Source organism: Pseudomonas sp. TH37 (genome assembly GCF_016650735.1).
In the GTDB taxonomy this organism is placed as follows: Bacteria; Pseudomonadota; Gammaproteobacteria; order Pseudomonadales; family Pseudomonadaceae; genus Aquipseudomonas; species Aquipseudomonas farris.
This window is the reverse complement of the sequence record NZ_JAEKFD010000009.1, coordinates 254949-273708: the sequence shown is the minus strand read 5'-3', so window position 1 is coordinate 273708 and position 18760 is coordinate 254949. Positions and strand designations below refer to the sequence as shown.

Genomic DNA, 18760 nt, shown 5'->3' with positions numbered 1-18760 from the left:
CATGAGCCCACGGCAAAAAATCCTGATCGTCGACGACGAGCCGGATATTCGCGAACTCCTGGAAATCACCCTGGGACGGATGAAACTCGACACCTTCAGCGCCCGCAATCTCGCAGAAGCGCAAGCACTGCTGGCACGGGAGACATTCGACCTGTGCCTGACCGACATGCGCCTGCCCGACGGCACCGGTCTGGCGCTGGTGCAGCACATCCAGCAGCGCTATGCGCAAGTGCCGGTAGCGATGATCACGGCCTATGGCAGCCTGGAGACGGCAATCAACGCCCTCAAGGCTGGAGCCTTCGACTTTCTGACCAAACCGGTCGACCTCACCCGCCTGCGCGAACTGGTCACCAGTGCCTTGAGTTTGCCTGCACCAGGCGGTGCCAGCAGCGCCATCGACCGTCGCCTGTTGGGCGACTCACTACCGATGCGCAGTCTGCGCAAACAAATCGACAAACTGGCACGCAGCCAGGCCCCGGTGTACATCAGCGGCGAGTCCGGCAGTGGCAAGGAACTGGTCGCCCGACTGATCCACGATCAAGGCCCACGCGCCAGCCGACCATTCGTACCGGTGAACTGCGGGGCTATCCCGTCGGAATTGATGGAAAGCGAATTTTTCGGCCATCGCAAAGGCAGTTTCAGCGGCGCCATCGAAGACAAACCCGGGCTGTTCCAGGCCGCACAGGGCGGCACTTTGTTCCTCGATGAGGTGGCAGACCTGCCGCTGGCGATGCAGGTCAAACTATTGCGGGCCATTCAAGAGAAAGCCGTGCGCAGCATCGGTGGGCAGCAGGAAACCGTGGTCGATGTGCGCATACTCTGCGCCACCCACAAAGACCTCGATACCGAAGTCGCCGCCGAACGCTTTCGCCAGGACTTGTACTATCGTCTGAACGTGATCGAGTTGCGGGTGCCGCCCTTGCGCGAACGCCGCGACGACATTGAGCTTCTAGCCAACAATATGCTCAAGCGACTAGCGACCGGCACTGGCCAACCCGCCGCAAAACTCCACCCGCAAGCCCTCGATGCACTGAAAAGTTATCGGTTTCCAGGGAACGTGCGGGAATTGGAGAACATGCTCGAACGAGCCCACACCTTGTGCGAGAACAAACAGATCGAAGCCAGCGACCTGCGCTTGGCCGAAGGTAACTGCAACTCGGACGGCGACGTGCCGGACCTGACGCAAATCGACAACCTGGAAGCCTATCTGGAAAACGTCGAACGCAAACTCATCCTCCAGGCCCTGGAAGAAACCCGCTGGAACCGCACGGCGGCGGCTCAGCGGTTGAATCTGTCGTTTCGGTCGATGCGTTACAGGCTCAAGAAATTGGGGTTGGATTGAGGGCATCGAAGGCGATCTGACAAACAACAAAGATCGTTCGGTCAGATCCGCCCGGCCGGCGCATACGGCGCAGGATCAATGATCGGCGCCCTACCCAGCATCACATCCGCAAACAACTGACACGACGCCGGCGCCAGCACCAGTCCATTACGGTAGTGCCCGCAGTTGAGCCAGAGCCCGTCAAAACCCGGCACCCGGCCAATATAGGGAATCCCTTCCGGCGACCCCGGTCGCAACCCGGCCCAATGCCCCACCACCTCGGCATCCGCCAGCGCCGGAATCAACTCCACCGCCGAGGCCTTCAGGCTTTCCAGCGCAGTGTCGGTCGGCGTCTTGTCGAAGCCTTCATGCTCCAGCGTACTGCCGATCAGAATGTGCCCGTCACGCCGAGGAATGGCATAACGCCCCTTGGCCAGGACCATGCTCGGAAGGAAGTCCGCCGCGCACTTGTAAAGAATCATCTGGCCTTTGACCGGCTCGACCGGCAACTCCAGGCCCAGGCTTTTCAGCAAGTCACCGCTCCAGGCCCCGGCCGTCAAAATCACCTGATCACCCGCAATGGCCCCCATCGAAGTCTGAACCCCGACCACCGCAGCGCCTTCACGGATAAACCCGCTGACCTCGCACTGCTCATGAATCGTCACATTCGGCAGCGCCAGCAACGCTGCCTTGAGGGACTTCACCAGCCGTGGATTACGTACATTGGCCACATCGGCCATGTAGATCGCCCGCGAAAAACCGGCGCCCAATACCGGCACCGCATCGTGTGCCGCAGAGATATCCACAGCCCGCAGCGGACGATTTTCCCGTTTGGCCCAGGCGAGCGCTTCGGCTTCGTCATTCAGGTCCAGCCAGTACAACCCGGTGGTGTGCACTTCAGGATCGACACCCGTGGCGGCGAACAAACGTTCTGCCAGCTGTGGATAAAAATCCTGGGACCAATGAGCCAACGCAGTGACCGCCGGGCTGTAACGCCACGGATAGAGGGGCGAGACGATCCCGCCACCGGCCCAGGACGACTCCTGACCGACATTCGAGCGGTCCAGCAGCACGACGCTCTGTACTTCGGACGCGAGATTGAACGCCGTCAGCAGGCCAATCACCCCGCCGCCGACAATCACCACTTGCTGTTGCCTGCTCATGTTCTGATCCAACCGTTCAATAGACAGAGGGCGTAAAGGGCGCCCGAAAAATAAACTCAGCGACCCCAGCAACTCTTGGTGGTCTGGCCGGCCGTCGCATTGACCATGCTTCTGACGCCCGTGTTGGTGAGCGTGAAGTCACCACACTTGTCGCTCGCCATGCTCGATCCGGCCTTGCGTGTTGCCGTCAGCAGGAAGGTCTGATCGGTCAGGGTCGGGGTGATGGTATAGAAATCATTGCCGGCGCTCAGACCGATGGCATTGGTGTAGACATTATTCTTCGAATAGAAGCGCTCGAGGATCTGTGCCTGTTCGGAAAGCAGCCCGGCCACTTCAGTACGGCGGCCCTTTTTTACATACTCGGTGAGGCTTGGATAGCCAATAGTGATGACGATCCCGATGATCGCAATCACGATCATGATTTCGATCAGGGTAAAACCTCGGTTGGATCTGCGCATGCCTCAACTCTCACTTACTGTATTTGTCGCCACATGATGCGACGGCCGCTGCCGCCACCGGATTTTTCCACCAGTGTGCTGATGCCGCCACCGGAGTCGTTCACAATCTTGCGGGAGGCGTCGTTGACGACCGCGTTCAGGGTCGGGATGCCGCCAGTGAAGATCACCCCACTGGAAATTGTGTCAGTGCTGTCGACCGTCCCGTCGGCATTGGTGTCGAGCACCGCGTAATTGAGCATCTTACCGCTGAACGCATCGAGTTCGATCAGTTTGCCGCTGCCGAAGCCGGCACAGGGGTCCGTGGTATCCATACTGGCCGTGGTAAACACGATTCGCCCCGATACCAGAGTGGCCTGATTGATCACTCGCTCTCCCGTCAGCACGTTGTTGTACACCAACGGCAAGTACCAGCCTTTCTTTGCCGGGTAGGTCACTTCGTTCTGGCTGGTGGTGATGAATTGCCCGGAGCTGCCCGAAAAAACGCCGGTCACCGCCTGCGCCTGCAAGCTGGAAGTGGTGATTTGCCCCGCGCCACCCTCCGCATCCCATACCGCGTAGAACGCCTGGAGATCCTTGTTGGTCTTGTCGGCGGCCTCATTTAATTTGCCGGTACCGAACAACACTTGCTTACCGCCCGATGCGTGATCGGCGAGCAATGGTTGTACGGTGATCGGTTGGGTCGCCCCTCCCGCCGTGGTGAACAACGGCTTGCCGGAAAACGCCACGCCCCAGGTGTCTGTGGTGGTGCCACTCAAATCGAACTTCCACAACCGTCCCTTCAAGTCGCCCCCATAGGCGGCCTGCACCACGTTCTGCGAGTTGACCCTGAGCTTCACCGACGACAAGCCGTTGGTGGTGTCTGTACTGTCGACCACGATCTTCTTGATCAGTGAGCCGTCGCGGATATCCACCACATACAGCGCTGCCACTCCGGAGTGACTGCCATAACCGTTGGAAATGAACGCCGCCCAGCGACCATCGGCCAAGCGTGCCACTTCGGGGCGTGCATAGGCATAACCCAGATCATTGAAAACGTTCGCCGCATCAGCCGTGGCTGGTGCACTGATTTCCCACAACGCCCTGGTCACGTTACCGGCCGATGCGTCGAACAGCTGCAGCGCATAGAAGGTTTTGCCGCCCGCCCCTGTTCCACCAATCGCCAGGGTTTTCCAGGCGCTATCGAGTTGAGCATCGAACACACCGACCTGACCGTCGACCAAAAACTTGTGGCTTACACCGTTGATGTAAGTGAGGTCAGCGATGTAGCGCAATGATGGCAGCACACTGGAGGGCATATAGCCGTAGCGTCTGACACCGTTGGTCGAGTTGATGACGTTTACAAAACCGTCGTTGGCGTTCACCACCAGGCTGGAGTTCATGTTGGCGGCTTTGGTGGCGAGGTAGGTGCTGTAGGTGGTGTCACCCACCAGATCGGACGCGGTTTTGTCCGTGGGCGCGGCCAGCACGAGAGGCGAATTGATGATATCGCCGAGCAATACACTGCGCGTTTTCAAGCCGGTTTTATTGGTGCCCTTGCTCCACTCCACCAGATCACTACCGGTGATGCCGACGGGCAGCCCCTGGTTGAGAGAATCCTGCTGGACCGGGGAGAAGTTGCTGTAGGCCAGAGTGACAGCAGCTTTGGTCAGGGTATTCCAGGACTGGTAGGTCGGCGCGGTAGCACCGGGCACGATGGTGGTATCGGTCGTCCACAGCACCGCCGCCGTGTTCACCGCGCCCGCCGATGTGAAGCTAAAGGACTTGATAGTGCCCCGCCAGTCCTTGGGGTCGTAGGTGGTCTGGAAGTAGGCTGAGTTGCTGGTCAGGGTCGTACCGCTGGCAACGCCGCTGCCACCTGATCCGGCCTTGGAGGTGATGTCGCTCAAAGCCGAAGAAAGTGCGCTGTTCAGTCCCGTGCCATCAGTCGCCTGGTAGTACCTTCCCTGTCCGTAGGTCGCGGCGTCCGCCAGCATCTGGTTTGCCGCGGTGAAACCCACGGTATAGGTATTCATGTTCTGCCGGGAAAAATCCAGGGCATCCCAGCTTTTGCCCGTAGCATCGGTTCCCGTGGAGCGCATGTCGATGTCGAAGGCGAACTTGGCGATGTCATCCAGGAACAGGGTGTCGCCCTGATCATCGCCGAAGAGGTTGGCGCCATCGTTATTGCTGATACCGTCCCAGTTCGGTAACGCGCTGCCACCCGGATCGTCGGTCGGAAAGGTTCGGTCGTAGGTCGGCAGACCGCCGGTGATTACCACGCCGTAATTTCTCTGGCAGCGATACTGAATCGGACTGGTGTAGGTGGTGGGCGTCGAGTTGTTGTACGGCGCCATGCCACGGAAATAGCGGGTGATCTCGTAATAGGCTTCCGCCAGGGGCGTATTGGCCTCCGCGCTCAGTTCGTCGATTCCGGCGATCAATGCGTTGTAGTTGGTATCGGCCTGAGCCTGAGTCACGGTGCCGCTGACTGCCGACAAATCACTGACCGAACGGACGATGTAACCGCCGTCATTCTTATGGTTGCCGACCGCCAGGTTGAACGTCGCGAGGCCGATGCGCAGCGAGCGGTTGCTGGCCACCAACGTCTTGGAAACGTTGCGCGCCACATTCATCCGGTAATCATTGGGGATCGAGCCATCGGTGAAATCCCGGTCGGCATTGTTCGCCAGGCTTATCAGATAGGACAGGTAATTCGCCGTATATAGCGTGTCCTCGCTCCCCACCGGATCGGGAAGCTTGAGGCAAAGCGACTCCAGACCGGTAGAGCTGTTGTTATAAAAACCGTACCAATCCTTCGAACATGTTCCTCGAGTCAAACTCGACAAAGCAATATTGGTATCGGTCATGTCAAGCTCGCGGCCTTTCTTGCACGAACCATTGGAGAGGCAAATAGTCACCGGGGTGCGCGCGACCGTCGGGTCGAAGCCTGCCGCCCAGATAATGCTGTTCATACTCTTCGAGTCGTCGAGTAACAGCATTACATTGGGCGCCACGGCGGCGGCGTTCAACAGCGGCGAATCCGAGGGCGTGAAGGCGTAAGTCGGCGCTGCCAGATAAAGACTCAACGCCGCGCCGCAGAACAACTGCAACAACCAACGGCGCCAGCCTGTACGGGTCTTAGTACTTCGCATAGATACTCTCCACCACACTGCGCGAATTGCCCGCGATGCCCACGGCGGTCACCCGGTACAGCGTTGCCGACGTGTTGCTCGGCACGTTCACGGCCGTCAGGGTGGTGCCGATGTTCTGCACCCCGTAAAAGCCGCTGCCGGAGGCGATCCAGGTCACCCCCGAGGTGGAGTTGAACCCGGCGGTGGTAATGACCGACACCTCGACTGGCGGGGCGCATTGGCTGGTACCGCTGCAAACCGGCAATGAATAGGTGTCCAGTTGCACCGCGCTTTCGCCGACACGCAATGCCGCTTCTGCGCCCTGGAACGACTGATTACGCAGGATCACGCTGCCGGCCATTTTTTCCTGCAACGTAGCGCTCTGCATCGACGAAAGCCCGATCAACGTCAGCACCAGGAGAAACACCAGGCTGACCAACAGCGCCATGCCGCGCTGGGCGTGAGGGGTCATGGGAGCAATACTCATCGGCCCTCCCCTCATGGCAACCGGTTGCGCAAGGCGGCAACCACGTTGAAGGTTTGTTCGTGTACCCGGCCGTTCGGGTCGGTTAGCGTCAGCGTCAGTCGCACACTGCGGATTCGTGCAGGATCGGATGGGTTGCTGCTATAGGTGGAGGCGGCCGTATCCGTGGCCGAACTGGCGAGGCCGAAGCTCACATTGAAGGCACTGACGTTGTTCACCAGCACCTGCTGCGTCGGCGTGCCGGCACCAGAGCCCATCAGCAGCTGGTTGTTGCTGAAGCTGTAGACCAATCGCCGGATCGGAAATGCCAACTGCCCCGATGCCGGGATGCGTGCACCGGTGTAGGCCGTCGCGATATTGCGGCAATCGGAAATGACCGTCCAGGTCGGCACCCCGCCACTGCCACCGACATCCGCGGTGACGAGCGTTAATTTGAGGTTGGCATTGTCCCAACTGATCGGCGTGATTTGACTGGCATTGAAATTCCCTGCCGAGCTGGAGTCGATAATCGTGCCCAGGCAACCGAACATGCCAACCATGCGGATTTCCTGAATCATTTTGCTCAGGACGAACCGTGCATCTTCCTGCATGCCGGCGGCAGTGTTCTGACTGACGTAGGTATTTTTAGCTGCGATGAAGATCTGCGCCACGCCAAGAACCACGACCAGACTCAACGCCAGGGCGATCAGTAACTCGATCAGGCCGAAACCTTTGCTGGCTCTGATCATGGTGTCGTCGCCGGATCAACGGTGGCGCGGCTGACAACGACGAAGCTGCGGCGCGAGTCGGCGGTATTGGCGGCCCGCGAGTCGTCCCAGGTAATGGTAATGGTGTACACCCGCTGGTTGCGGGTGATGCTACCGGTCGCTGTGGCGCCGCCGAAATTGACGATGTTGGTGGTGAAATCGTAAAGATCCTGATCCCGGGCCACGCTCAGGTTGCCCGAGGTCGGTGGCGTAACGGTGTAATCGGCGCCGGAGTTGGCGCGAATGCGGTCCATCATGTCGTAGGCGATAAAACTCGCCTGACTGGTCATCCGCGAGCTATCGGTGTATTTCAGCGCATTGAGCTGAATCGCCGCCGCGCCCAACAACCCCACGGCCAGAACCAACAACGCGACCAGTACCTCGATCAGCGTCATGCCCTCCTGTGCACGCTTGCTCCAACCCCTCATCCGCAACTTCCACCCAATAGAATTCGTCCGTTCAAACACACATTCAACGTCCGGCTCTGCGCCCCCAGTACATAGCTGATCACGACTGCCGTGGACGGTGCCGACAAACCGCCCAGATTGTTGAAATCAATAGCGGTCACTCCTGAGGTTAGCGTCAGAGTTGCACCACTGCTCATCGCTGGAACAACCCGCAATACATTGGCCGGATTGCCGGTACCGTCATAAACGGTCAGATCGCCGGTCCAGACACTCCCGCCTGCTGTCGGACGAACCCGGGTGGTAATGCCCCGGTCGATCGCCTCAAGCCGGGCGTAATTGAGCGCGCGTTGCAGGTCGCCGATCTCGGTGTCGGCCTTGGTGCTTTGCACCGAGCGGGTAAACGCCGGAACAGCCAGGCTGATCAGGATCAGAAACACGGCGAGCGTGATCAGCAGCTCGATCAGCGTGAAACCTTTTGTACGATGATCCATCGGTGCCCTCCGTTGCCGTCGGCTATACCTGCTTCTACACGCTAGAACATTCGACCGGCAGATGTACGGTTGTTTTGCCATTACTCGCGCAGGGATCGTGCGGGCCGCAGCACTCCAGGGAAGGAAATGACATGCATCAGCAAGGTTTCAGCCTGATCGAACTGCTCATGGGACTGACAATTTTCGGGATTGTTCTGCAACTGGTCAGCCCGGCGTTCGCCGCACTGACAGAATCGAACCATCGGGAGCAGGCGGCGCAGTCGATTGTCAGTGGTATGCGTAATGCCAGAACAGCTGCTATCACACGCAATCAGAGTGTTGTGATACACGGCATCAACGGCGACTGGGGTCAGGGCTGGCGGATCATTCTGGATGTCAGTGGCAAAGGCCCGGAGGACAGCAGCAATCCACTACTGGTTGAGCACGCGAGTAGCACCCGGGTGCCGATTGTCGGCAATTGGGCGGTCAGGCGTTTCGTGCGTTTCAGCAGTCTGGGCGAACCGCTGATGCCCGGACGAGCCTTTCAAGCGGGGACATTGCATCTATGCGCAAGCCACGAACCGGTGAGTCAGCTCCAGGTGGTGCTGGCCCGGACCGGCCGCGTCAGCCTGCGCAGCCATAAGGCTGAGCAGGCGTTGTGTCCGGGGGGAAAACGTTAAAGCAACGAACGCACGCGCAATTCTTTAGGCATGGAGAACGTGATGTTCTCCTCGCGGCCGGCCAGTTCATCGGCCCCGGTGGCGCCCCAGGCCTGCAATTGCTGGATCACACCACGCACCAGTACTTCCGGAGCGGAGGCACCGGCCGTGATGCCAATACGCTCGACACCGTCGAACCAGCTCTTTTGCAGGTCTTCGGCGCCGTCGATCAGATAGGCCGGGGTGGCCATGCGTTCAGCCAGTTCACGCAGGCGATTGGAGTTGGAACTGTTCGGGCTGCCGACCACCAGCACCACGTCGCATTCGTCTGCCAACTGCTTGACGGCGTCCTGACGGTTTTGCGTGGCGTAGCAGATATCGTCCTTGCGCGGACCTCCGATGGCCGGGAACCGAGTACGCAGGGCGTCGATCACGCGACTGGTATCGTCCATGGATAGGGTGGTCTGGGTGACGAAGGCCAGTTTTTCAGGGTTGTTTACTTGCAACGCGGCGACGTCTTTCTCGTCCTCGACCAGATAGATCGCGCCACCATTGCTGCCATCGTACTGGCCCATGGTGCCTTCGACTTCCGGGTGACCGGCGTGGCCGATGAGGATGCATTCACGGCCGTCGCGGCTGTAGCGCGCGACTTCGATGTGTACCTTGGTCACCAGCGGGCAGGTAGCGTCGAACACCTTCAGGCCACGGCCAGCGGCTTCGGTGCGCACGGCCTGGGAAACGCCATGGGCGCTGAAGATCACGATCACGTCATCCGGCACCTGATCCAGCTCTTCGACGAAGATCGCCCCACGGGCGCGCAGGTCTTCGACGACGAATTTGTTGTGGACCACTTCGTGGCGCACGTAGATCGGCGGCCCGAAGACTTCCAGGGCGCGGTTGACGATTTCGATCGCCCGGTCCACACCGGCGCAGAAGCCACGGGGGTTGGCGAGTTTGATTTGCATGCTGTGCCTCGTGTCTTGCGCGCAAGAAATAGCGAAAACAGTGAAAAAACTACTGTGGGAGCGAGCCTGCTCGCGAAAGCGGTGCGTCAGTCAACATTGATGTTGAATGTGATGACGCCATCGCGAGCAGGCTCGCTCCCACAAGTTACAGCGCTTTGACGTTGAAGATCTCGACGTCAAAGGTCAAGGTTTTACCGGCCAGCGGGTGGTTGAAGTCGATGGTCACCTGAGCGTCATCGAATTCTTTCACCACACCGGGCAGCTCAGTATTGGCCGCATCGTTGAAGATCACCAGCAAGCCAGGCGACAGTTCCATATCCTTGAACTGCGAGCGCGGGATGATCTGCACATTTTGCGGGTTCGGTTGACCAAAAGCGTTTTCCGGCTCGATGGTCAGGGTGCGTTTGTCGCCGGCCTTAAAGCCGAACAGCGCTGCTTCGAAACCTGGCAACAGGTTGCCGTCGCCAACCTTGAAGGTCGCCGGGGCTTTGTCGAAGGTACTGTCGACGGTGTCGCCGTTCTCCAGACGCAATGCAAAGTGCAAGGTGACTTCCGTGTTCTGGCCGATGCGTTGCTCAGCCAATACCTGTTCAGTCATGAACGGTTTCTCCGGTCTTTTTACTTTTGAACATATCCAGTGCAAGCATCACGGCACCGACAGAAATTGCGCTGTCGGCAAAGTTGAACGCCGGGAAGTACCAGCGGTTCTGCCAATGCACCAGAATGAAATCGATCACATGGCCCAGGGCAATGCGGTCGTACAGGTTACCCAACGCGCCACCCAGCACCAGCGCCAAGGCGACTGCCAGCCAGGTTTCGTTGCGCCCCAGGCGCTTGAGCCAGATCACCAGCACCGCACTGACCACCACCGCGATCAGGGCGAACAGCCAGCGCTGCCAGCCCGAGCTGTCAGCCAGGAAACTGAACGCCGCGCCGGTGTTGTAGGCCAGGGTCCAGCTGAAGTAATCGGGGATTACCACGATTTGCTGGTACATGCTCAGCGAGCCTTCGAAGTAGAACTTGCTGGCCTGGTCGATGACCAGGACCAGCAAACTCAACCAGAGCCAGCTCAGCCGTCCGAAACGGCCAACGGCGTTAGGCATAGTGACGAACCTCGCCAGCGCCGCTGATGTTGTCTACGCAACGACCGCAGATTTCCGGATGCTCCGGGTTCACGCCGACGTCTTCACGGCAGTGCCAGCAACGGGCGCACTTGGCATGGCTCGACTTGACCACTTGCAGTTTCAAACCGCCGACTTCGGTGACCACGGCATCGCCCGGCGCCTGAACGAACGGCGCAACGGTAGCAGTCGAGGTAATCAACACGAAGCGCAGTTCGTTGCTCAGTTTGGCCAGATCGGCGCTCAGCGCGTCTTCGGCGAACAGCGTCACTTCGGCTTGCAGGTTGCCACCGACGGCCTTCGCCGCGCGCTGGATTTCCATTTCCTTGTTGACCGCCACCTTCACCGCCATGATCCGCTCCCAGTAGGCGCGGTCCAGTTCGAAGCCTTCCGGCAATTCGGTCAGGCCTTCGTACCAGGTGTTGAGCATCACAGACTCGTTACGCTCGCCCGGCAGGTACTGCCACAGCTCGTCGGCGGTGAACGCCAGGATCGGCGCGATCCAGCGCACCAGCGCTTCGCTGATGTGGTACAGCGCGGTTTGCGCCGAACGACGGGCCTTGCTGTTGGCGCCAGTGGTGTACTGACGGTCCTTGATGATATCGAGGTAGAAACCGCCCAGCTCCTGCACGCAGAAGTTGTGGATCTTGGAGTAGACGTTCCAGAAGCGGTATTCGCCGTAGTGCTCTTGCAGCTCGCGTTGCAGCAGCAGGGTGCGATCCACCGCCCAACGGTCCAGCGCCAGCATTTCTTCGGCCGGCAGGATGTCGGTGGCCGGGTTGAAACCGGTCAGGTTGGAAAGCAGGAAGCGCGCGGTGTTACGGATGCGCCGGTAGGCGTCCGCACTGCGTTGCAGGATCTGCTCGGAAACCGCCATTTCACCCGAATAGTCGGTAGAAGCGACCCACAGACGCATGATATCGGCACCCAGGGTGTCGTTGACCTTCTGCGGCGCGATGACGTTGCCCAAAGACTTGGACATTTTGCGACCGGACTCGTCAACGGTGAAACCGTGGGTCAGCAGCTCGCGGTACGGGGCGTGGTCGTCGATGGCGCAACCGGTCAGCAACGACGAGTGGAACCAGCCGCGGTGTTGGTCCGAACCTTCCAGGTACAGGTCGGCGCGTGGACCGGTCTCGTGGCCCATCGAGTGCGAGCCGCGCAGGACGTGCCAGTGCGTGGTGCCCGAGTCGAACCAGACGTCCAGGGTATCGCTGATCTTGTCGTACAGCGGCGCTTCTTCACCGAGCAACTCGGCGGCGTCCATCTTGAACCAGGCTTCGATGCCTTCGACTTCGACGCGCTGGGCGACGATTTCCATCAGCTCGACGGTGCGTGGGTGCAGCTCGCCGCTTTCCTTGTTCAGGAAGAACGGGATCGGCACGCCCCAGTTGCGCTGACGGGAGATGCACCAGTCAGGACGGTTGGCGATCATCGAGTGCAGCCGCGCCTGGCCCCAGGCCGGAACGAACTTGGTCTCTTCAATGGCTTTGATCGCCCGCTTGCGCAGGGTTTCGCCAGTCGCAGGCTCTTTGTCCATGCCGATGAACCACTGCGCGGTGGCGCGGTAGATCAGCGGAGTCTTGTGACGCCAGCAATGCATGTAGCTGTGTTCAATGGTTTCGGTGTGCAGCAGCGCGCCGACTTCCGACAGTTTGTCGACGATGGCCGGGTTGGCCTTCCAGATAAACTGGCCGCCGAAGAATTCCAGCGACGTCGCGTACACGCCGTTGCTTTGCACCGGATTGAGGATGTCGTCGTTGACCATGCCATAGGCTTTGCAGGTCACGAAGTCGTCTACACCGTAGGCTGGCGAGGAGTGAACCACGCCGGTGCCCGCGCCCAGTTCGACGTATTCGGCCAGGTAAACCGGCGACAGACGATCGTAGAACGGGTGACGGAAGTTAATCAGTTCCAGTTCTTTACCGGTGGTGGTCGCAATGACCGAACCTTCCAGGCTGTAGCGGGCAAGGCACGACTCGACCAGCTCTTCAGCCAGCACCAGCAGTTTGTCGCCGACGTCGACCAGGGCGTAGTTGAATTCCGGGTGAACGTTCAACGCCTGGTTGGCCGGGATGGTCCACGGGGTGGTGGTCCAGATCACGATCGAGGCGGGTTTGCCCAGAGACGGCAGACCGAACGCGGCAGCCAGTTTGGCTTCATCAGAGATCGGGAAGGCCACGTCGATGGTCGCGGATTTTTTGTTCTCGTACTCGACTTCCGCTTCAGCCAGGGCCGAACCGCAGTCAAAGCACCAGTTCACAGGCTTCAGGCCCTTGAACACGAAGCCACCCTTGACGATTTCCGCCAGGGCGCGGATTTCACCGGCCTCGTTTTTGAAGTCCATGGTCTTGTACGGGTTGGCGAAGTCGCCCAACACGCCCAGACGAATGAATTCGGACTTCTGACCTTCGATTTGCTCGGTGGCGTAGGCACGGCACAGTTCGCGGGTCTTGTCCGCGCCCAGGTTCTTGCCGTGGGTCACTTCGACTTTGTGCTCGATCGGCAGACCGTGGCAGTCCCAGCCCGGAACATAAGGCGCGTCGAAACCCGACAGGGTTTTCGAGCGGATAATCATGTCCTTGAGAATCTTGTTCAGCGCATGACCGATGTGAATCGTGCCGTTGGCGTACGGAGGACCGTCGTGAAGTACGAACTTCGGACGATCCTTGCCAATCTCGCGCAACTTACCGTACAGGCCAATGCTGTCCCAGCGCTGCAGAATCTGCGGTTCGCGCTGAGGCAGGCCGGCCTTCATTGGGAAGGCGGTGTCCGGAAGGTTTAGCGTGGCTTTATAGTCGGTCATTTAAGGCTCTTCATTAGCGATTGGCGCTAGGTGCGACAGGGCACGGGCGGCGGCGACATCCGCATTGATCGCCGTCTTAAGCGCCTCCAGAGAGGCGAAACGCTGCTCTTCACGCAGCTTGTGGTGGAAAACCACCGTCAAACGCCGGTCATACAGATCGCCGGCAAAATCTAAAAGATGTACTTCCAGGTGGGCTTTGCCATCACCTTGGACCGTTGGCCGCACGCCGATATTGGCGACGCCTGGCCAGGTCTTGCCGTCGATGTCGACGTTGACCAGATAAACCCCGGACAGCGGCACACGACGACGCTTGAGTTGTATGTTGGCGGTCGGCGTACCGAGCTGGCGCGCCAGCTTCTGGCCGTGCAGGACTCGCCCGGCAATCCGGTACGGACGACCGAGTAGCCGCTCGGCCAAGGCAAAATCTGCAGCGGCCAGGGCGTTACGCACCTGAGTGCTGCTGACACGAATGCCGTCCAGCTCGACGGTCTGCGCCGCTTCGACGGTAAACCCCTGAAGGACGCCAGCCTGCTGCAGGAAATCGAAATCCCCTAGCCGGTCGCAGCCGAAACGGAAATCGTCGCCGACTTCCAGATGCTGTACGCCGAGGCCGTCCACCAGAATAGTATCGACGAATTCGCTGGCGCTGAGTTTGCTCAGGCGCTGATTGAAAGCCAGGCACAGCACCCGGTCGACACCTTCCATGGCCAGCAGCTGCAGTTTGTCCCGCAGGCGGGCCAGACGGGCCGGGGCGGTGTCCGGGGCGAAGAATTCTCGCGGCTGCGGCTCAAAAATCACCACGCAGCTGGGCACGCCCAACTCGAGCGCACGCTCACGCAGCCGGGCCAGGATAGCCTGGTGACCACGGTGAACACCGTCAAAGTTGCCAATAGTGGCGACACAGCCCCGATGCTGGGGGCGCAGGTTGTGGAGGCCTCGAACCAGCTGCATAACGCGCTTCTTGCTCATAAAGTGGTCGATTATAACCACACCCGGCGGCCGACGACAGGCAACACCGTAACCCAAAGTGATCGAGCCGACAAAACCGCCGGCTCGCCCGTGTTTATCGAGACAAAAGCCTCAGCTCAGCGCTTTGCGATTGAAGTCGCGCAAACGGAAGCCCATCAACAGCAACATGCCGAAATAGACCACCACGCCGGCGATTACCAATGCACCCAGTCGAAGTAAACGCTCCAGCATATGCCCTTCCGCCCAAGCCGGCATAAAGTGCATTGCACCCAGCAATACCGCGGACATCACCGCCACCGCCACCAGCAGTTTGAGCCCGAACTTTGCCCAGCCCGGTTGCGGCTGATACATCTGCTGCTTGCGCAGCTGATAGAACAACAGCCCGGCATTGATGCAGGCGCCCGCGCTGATGGCCAGGGCCAGACCGGCATGAGCCAGCGGACCGATCAGTACCAGGTTGAACAGCTGAGTAACGATCAGGGTGAAAATCGCGATTTTTACCGGGGTCCGGATGTTTTGTTGCGCATAAAAGCCCGGCGCCAACACTTTGATCACGATAATCCCCAGCAAACCGACGGAATAGGCAATCAGCGCGCGCTGGGTCATGGCCGCATCGAAAGCGCTGAACTGACCGTACTGGAACAGCGAAACCGTTAGCGGCTCAGCCAGAATCCCCAGCGCCAGGGCGCACGGCAACACCAGCATGAAGCACAGGCGCAGCCCCCAATCGAGGATCCGCGAGTATTCGTGGCGATCCTGGCTGGCATAGGTCCTGGCCAGCGTCGGCAGCAGAATCGTGCCCAGAGCCACACCCAGCACGCCGGATGGCAATTCCATCAGGCGATCGGCGTAATACATCCAGGAAACGGAACCGGCCACCAAAAACGAAGCAAATATAGTGTTGATGATCAGCGAAATCTGGCTCACCGAAACGCCGATGATCGCTGGCAGCATCTGCTTCATGACCCGCCAGACGCCGCTATCGCGCAGATTCAGGCGCGGCAGCACCAGCATGCCGATTTTCTTCAGGTGCGGCAGCTGAAACAGCAATTGCGCCAGACCGCCCACCAGAACGGCCCAGCCCAGCGCCATTACCGGCGGATCGAAATACGGCGTCAGGAACACCGCAAAAATGATCATGCTGACATTGAGCAGGGTCGGCACGAAGGCTGGCACCGAGAAGCGATTCCAGGTATTGAGGATCGCTCCGGCCAATGAAGACAGGGAGATCAGCAATATATAAGGAAAAGTGACCCGTAGCAGATCGGTGGTCAGCTCGAATTTTTCCGGGGTCGTGACGAAACCCGGTGCCGTGGCCCAGATGACCCAAGGCGCGGCGAGCATGCCCAGCGCAGTGACCAGCGCCAGCACCAGCGTCAGCAGGCCCGAGACATAAGCAATGAAGGTTCGCGTCGCCTCCTCGCCCTGCTGACTTTTGTATTCGGCGAGAATCGGCACGAAGGCCTGGGAAAATGCTCCCTCGGCGAAGATCCGCCGCAGCAGATTGGGCAGTTTGAAGGCGATAAAGAAGGCGTCGGTCGCCATTCCCGCACCAAATGCGCGAGCGATAAGGGTGTCGCGAACAAACCCCAAAACCCGGGAGAGCATCGTGATAGAGCTGACAGCGGCCAACGATTTGAGCAGATTCATTGAAAGAGTTTTTGCCTGTCGATAAACAGCAGGCGAACAACGCGCCCACTTATGCGATACTCCGCGCCGCAACAGCACAGAGCCAAAGCTCGCGAGTTTACAGGTCGCACGCCGGAAAGAAATATCCCGACGTTCTATACCTGCCACTTAGCGGATCGTTTCAACCGCCCTTGACAAGACATCAACTCATCGGCATGATTCGCGGCCTATTTTGTTTGCTATTTCCTAAAAAGTCTTTCGAGGAGCTCGACGGTGGCCAACACACCTTCCGCCAAAAAACGTGCAAAACAGGCTGAGAAGCGTCGCAGCCACAACGCCAGCCTGCGTTCCATGGTTCGTACCTACATCAAGAATGTAGTTAAAGCCATCGACGCAAAAGACGCTGAAAAAGCTCAAGCTGCTTACGTTCTGGCTGTGCCAGTTATCGACCGTATGGCCGATAAAGGCATCATCCACAAGAACAAAGCTGCTCGTCATAAGAGCCGCCTGAATGGCCACGTAAAGGCCCTGAACGTTGCCGCTGCTGCCTAAGCGACACGCTCATTAAAAAACCGACCTCAGGGTCGGTTTTTTATTGCCTGCGATTTGGCAAACGCCACACAAAAAAATGTGTGCGGGCTTGCTCGCGAAGGCGGCGCAACAGTCAGCATAGGCGCTGAATGTCAGTCAGTCTTCGCGAGCAAGCCCGCTCCCACATTTGGATCTTCGCTAGCTTATTGGGCGTGCGCCCACGGCAGAATCGGAATCGCCGTCACCGCATTCTGCGGACTGCCCTCGATCAAACGATCGCTATAAACCAGGTACACCAGCGTATTACGCTTCTTGTCGAGGAATCGCACCACCTGCATGGTCTTGAACACCAAGGACGTGCGCTCCTTGAACACCTCCTCGCCATCCTTGAGCTCACCTTTGAAGTTGATCGGCCCGACCTGACGACACGCAATAGATGCTTCTGCGCGATCCTCGGCCAGACCCAACCCACCCTTTACGCCGCCGGTCTTGGCGCGCGACAGGTAGCAAGTCACGCCATCCACCTTCGGATCATCAAACGCTTCGACAACGATACGGTCGTTCGGACCAACAAATTTGAACACCGTCGACACCTGGCCAATTTCATCGGCCGAGGCCAACAGCGGCATCGCCAACAACAAGCCCAACAATCCTTTTGCCACACGCATTCAGGTATTCCTTCAGACCAGAATCAGGTTATCGCGGTGAACCAGTTCCGGCTCCGCCATGTAACCCAGCAGACCGACAATCGCCTCAGACGACTGACCGATGATTTTTTGTGCTTCCAGAGCGCTGTAGTTAGCCAGGCCACGGGCGATTTCACGACCGTCCGGCGCCACGCAGACCACCATTTCGCCACGACGGAAACTGCCCTGGACCAGTTTGACACCCACCGGCAGCAAACTTTTGTTGCCTTGAGACAACGCCGTCACCGCCCCCGCATCCAGCACCAGCGTTCCGCGGGTTTGCAGATGCCCGGCCAGCCATTGCTTGCGTGCCGCCAGCATGCCGCGCTCAGGTGACAGCAAGGTGCCGATGCGCTCGCCCGCCTTGAGACGATCCAGCACTCGCTCAATGCGCCCACCGACAATGATGGTGTGCGCACCGGAACGCGCCGCCAGACGCGCAGCGCGCAACTTGGTCTGCATACCGCCACGACCCAGCGCACCGCCAGTGCTGCCAGCCACCGCATCCAGTGCCGGATCATCGGCACGCGCCTCGTAAATCAGCTTGGCGTCGGGATTGTTGCGCGGATCGGCATCGAACATGCCATCGCGATCGGTGAGGATCACCAGCAAATCGGCTTCGACCAGGTTCGCCACCAGCGCCGCCAACGTGTCGTTGTCGCCGAAACGGATTTCGTCAGTGACCACGGTGTCGTTCTCGTTGATCACCGGGATCACCTTGAGCTCGACCAGCGCGCGCAGCGTACTGCGAGCGTTCAGGTAGCGCTTGCGGTCGGACAAATCGTCGTGAGTCAGGAGAATCTGCGCGGTATGCCGGCCATGCTCGGCAAAGCTCGACTCCCAGGCTTGCACCAACCCCATCTGACCGATGGCGGCAGCGGCCTGCAACTCGTGCATTGCACTGGGTCGTACAGTCCAGCCCAGACGGCTCATACCCGCCGCCACTGCCCCGGAGGACACCAGTACTAGCTCAACACCCGCCTCGTGCAGGGCAACCATCTGCTCGACCCAGACACCCATTGCCGCGCGATCCAGGCCTTTGCCGTCCGCCGTCAGCAAAGCGCTGCCGATCTTCACGACCCAACGCTGCGCACCTGTCACCTTGCTCCGCATCATCTTCAACCTTAGCTTGAGGACAGCACGACCCAGCGCTGCCCGTAACGTTATTCGTGACTACCGATTTCCAGATACTAAAACGCCGCTCTAGTGAGCGGCGCTTAAGTTTATCGCAACGA

At 59.4% G+C, this 18760-nt stretch carries 18 protein-coding genes; 3 read left to right on the top strand and 15 right to left on the bottom strand.

The features are described 5' to 3' along the window. Position 1 precedes the first annotated feature (1 nt). Positions 2 to 1342, top strand: coding sequence for a sigma-54 dependent transcriptional regulator (locus JFU11_RS22355; RefSeq protein WP_201062113.1), 1341 nt, complete (start codon positions 2 to 4; stop codon positions 1340 to 1342). A gap of 41 nt (positions 1343 to 1383) precedes the next feature. Here JFU11_RS22355 and thiO read toward each other — a convergent pair whose 3' ends face one another. Genes thiO through JFU11_RS22320 form a run of 7 tightly spaced genes read right to left on the bottom strand, consistent with a single transcriptional unit; the run spans position 1384 to position 8180 of the window. Then, on the bottom strand, positions 1384 to 2484 hold the full coding sequence (thiO, locus tag JFU11_RS22350; RefSeq protein WP_201062112.1) for a glycine oxidase ThiO: 1101 nt from the start codon (positions 2482 to 2484) through the stop codon (positions 1384 to 1386). A 56-nt stretch (positions 2485 to 2540) separates the two neighbouring features. Continuing rightward, positions 2541 to 2942, bottom strand: a complete 402-nt coding sequence (locus tag JFU11_RS22345) for a type IV pilin protein (RefSeq protein ID WP_048396484.1) — start codon at positions 2940 to 2942, stop codon at positions 2541 to 2543. A 14-nt stretch (positions 2943 to 2956) separates the two neighbouring features. Continuing rightward, positions 2957 to 6073, bottom strand: coding sequence for a PilC/PilY family type IV pilus protein (locus JFU11_RS22340; RefSeq protein ID WP_201062111.1), 3117 nt, complete (start codon positions 6071 to 6073; stop codon positions 2957 to 2959). Continuing rightward, on the bottom strand, positions 6060 to 6539 hold the full coding sequence (locus JFU11_RS22335) for a PilX N-terminal domain-containing pilus assembly protein (protein WP_123721400.1): 480 nt from the start codon (positions 6537 to 6539) through the stop codon (positions 6060 to 6062). Before JFU11_RS22335 ends, JFU11_RS22340 begins: the two co-directional genes overlap by 14 nt. Before the next feature lie 11 nt (positions 6540 to 6550). Continuing rightward, positions 6551 to 7264: a prepilin-type N-terminal cleavage/methylation domain-containing protein gene (locus tag JFU11_RS22330; protein ID WP_123721399.1), complete on the bottom strand. Its 714-nt coding sequence runs from the start codon at positions 7262 to 7264 to the stop codon at positions 6551 to 6553. Further along, the gene (pilV, locus tag JFU11_RS22325; protein ID WP_123721398.1) at positions 7261 to 7710 is read right to left on the bottom strand and encodes a type IV pilus modification protein PilV; all 450 of its coding nucleotides are present in this window, start codon (positions 7708 to 7710) and stop codon (positions 7261 to 7263) included. Before pilV ends, JFU11_RS22330 begins: the two co-directional genes overlap by 4 nt. Beyond that, positions 7707 to 8180, bottom strand: a complete 474-nt coding sequence (locus JFU11_RS22320; protein WP_008008702.1) for a GspH/FimT family pseudopilin — start codon at positions 8178 to 8180, stop codon at positions 7707 to 7709. Before JFU11_RS22320 ends, pilV begins: the two co-directional genes overlap by 4 nt. Positions 8181 to 8311: 131 nt before the next feature. Here JFU11_RS22320 and JFU11_RS22315 point away from each other — a divergent pair, with 131 nt between their 5' ends. Further along, the gene (locus JFU11_RS22315) at positions 8312 to 8839 is read left to right on the top strand and encodes a GspH/FimT family protein (RefSeq protein WP_201062136.1); all 528 of its coding nucleotides are present in this window, start codon (positions 8312 to 8314) and stop codon (positions 8837 to 8839) included. Here the strand turns inward: JFU11_RS22315 and ispH are convergent. From ispH to murJ, 6 genes are all read right to left on the bottom strand, one after another. Next, positions 8836 to 9783 (bottom strand): 4-hydroxy-3-methylbut-2-enyl diphosphate reductase, encoded by a 948-nt coding sequence (ispH, locus tag JFU11_RS22310; RefSeq protein WP_033054296.1) that lies wholly within the window; start codon positions 9781 to 9783, stop codon positions 8836 to 8838. The two genes, JFU11_RS22315 and ispH, sit on opposite strands and share 4 nt — an antisense overlap. 145 nt (positions 9784 to 9928) lie before the next feature. Further along, positions 9929 to 10366, bottom strand: coding sequence for an FKBP-type peptidyl-prolyl cis-trans isomerase (gene fkpB, locus JFU11_RS22305; RefSeq protein ID WP_187326444.1), 438 nt, complete (start codon positions 10364 to 10366; stop codon positions 9929 to 9931). 7 nt (positions 10367 to 10373) lie between these two features. Next, complete coding sequence (gene lspA / locus JFU11_RS22300) at positions 10374 to 10886, bottom strand: signal peptidase II (protein WP_038981489.1); 513 nt, start codon at positions 10884 to 10886, stop codon at positions 10374 to 10376. Next, on the bottom strand, positions 10879 to 13710 hold the full coding sequence (gene ileS / locus JFU11_RS22295; RefSeq protein WP_123721395.1) for an isoleucine--tRNA ligase: 2832 nt from the start codon (positions 13708 to 13710) through the stop codon (positions 10879 to 10881). The genes lspA and ileS overlap by 8 nt, the downstream gene beginning before the upstream one ends. After that, positions 13711 to 14661, bottom strand: coding sequence for a bifunctional riboflavin kinase/FAD synthetase (ribF, locus tag JFU11_RS22290; RefSeq protein ID WP_201062109.1), 951 nt, complete (start codon positions 14659 to 14661; stop codon positions 13711 to 13713). A gap of 129 nt (positions 14662 to 14790) precedes the next feature. After that, on the bottom strand, positions 14791 to 16329 hold the full coding sequence (gene murJ, locus JFU11_RS22285; RefSeq protein ID WP_123721393.1) for a murein biosynthesis integral membrane protein MurJ: 1539 nt from the start codon (positions 16327 to 16329) through the stop codon (positions 14791 to 14793). Between the two features lie 252 nt (positions 16330 to 16581). Between murJ and rpsT the strand changes: the two genes are divergently transcribed. Beyond that, on the top strand, positions 16582 to 16860 hold the full coding sequence (gene rpsT / locus JFU11_RS22280) for a 30S ribosomal protein S20 (RefSeq protein WP_003185593.1): 279 nt from the start codon (positions 16582 to 16584) through the stop codon (positions 16858 to 16860). A gap of 182 nt (positions 16861 to 17042) precedes the next feature. Here the strand turns inward: rpsT and JFU11_RS22275 are convergent, their stop codons facing one another. Next, positions 17043 to 17507 carry a CreA family protein gene (locus tag JFU11_RS22275; RefSeq protein ID WP_008068400.1) on the bottom strand — a complete coding sequence of 155 codons (465 nt, stop codon included), beginning with the start codon at positions 17505 to 17507 and terminating at the stop codon, positions 17043 to 17045. Positions 17508 to 17519: 12 nt separating this feature from the next. Then, entirely contained in the window at positions 17520 to 18638 is a 1119-nt protein-coding gene (gene proB, locus JFU11_RS22270; RefSeq protein WP_038981484.1) for a glutamate 5-kinase, read from the bottom strand. Between the last annotated feature and the right edge of the window lie 122 nt (positions 18639 to 18760).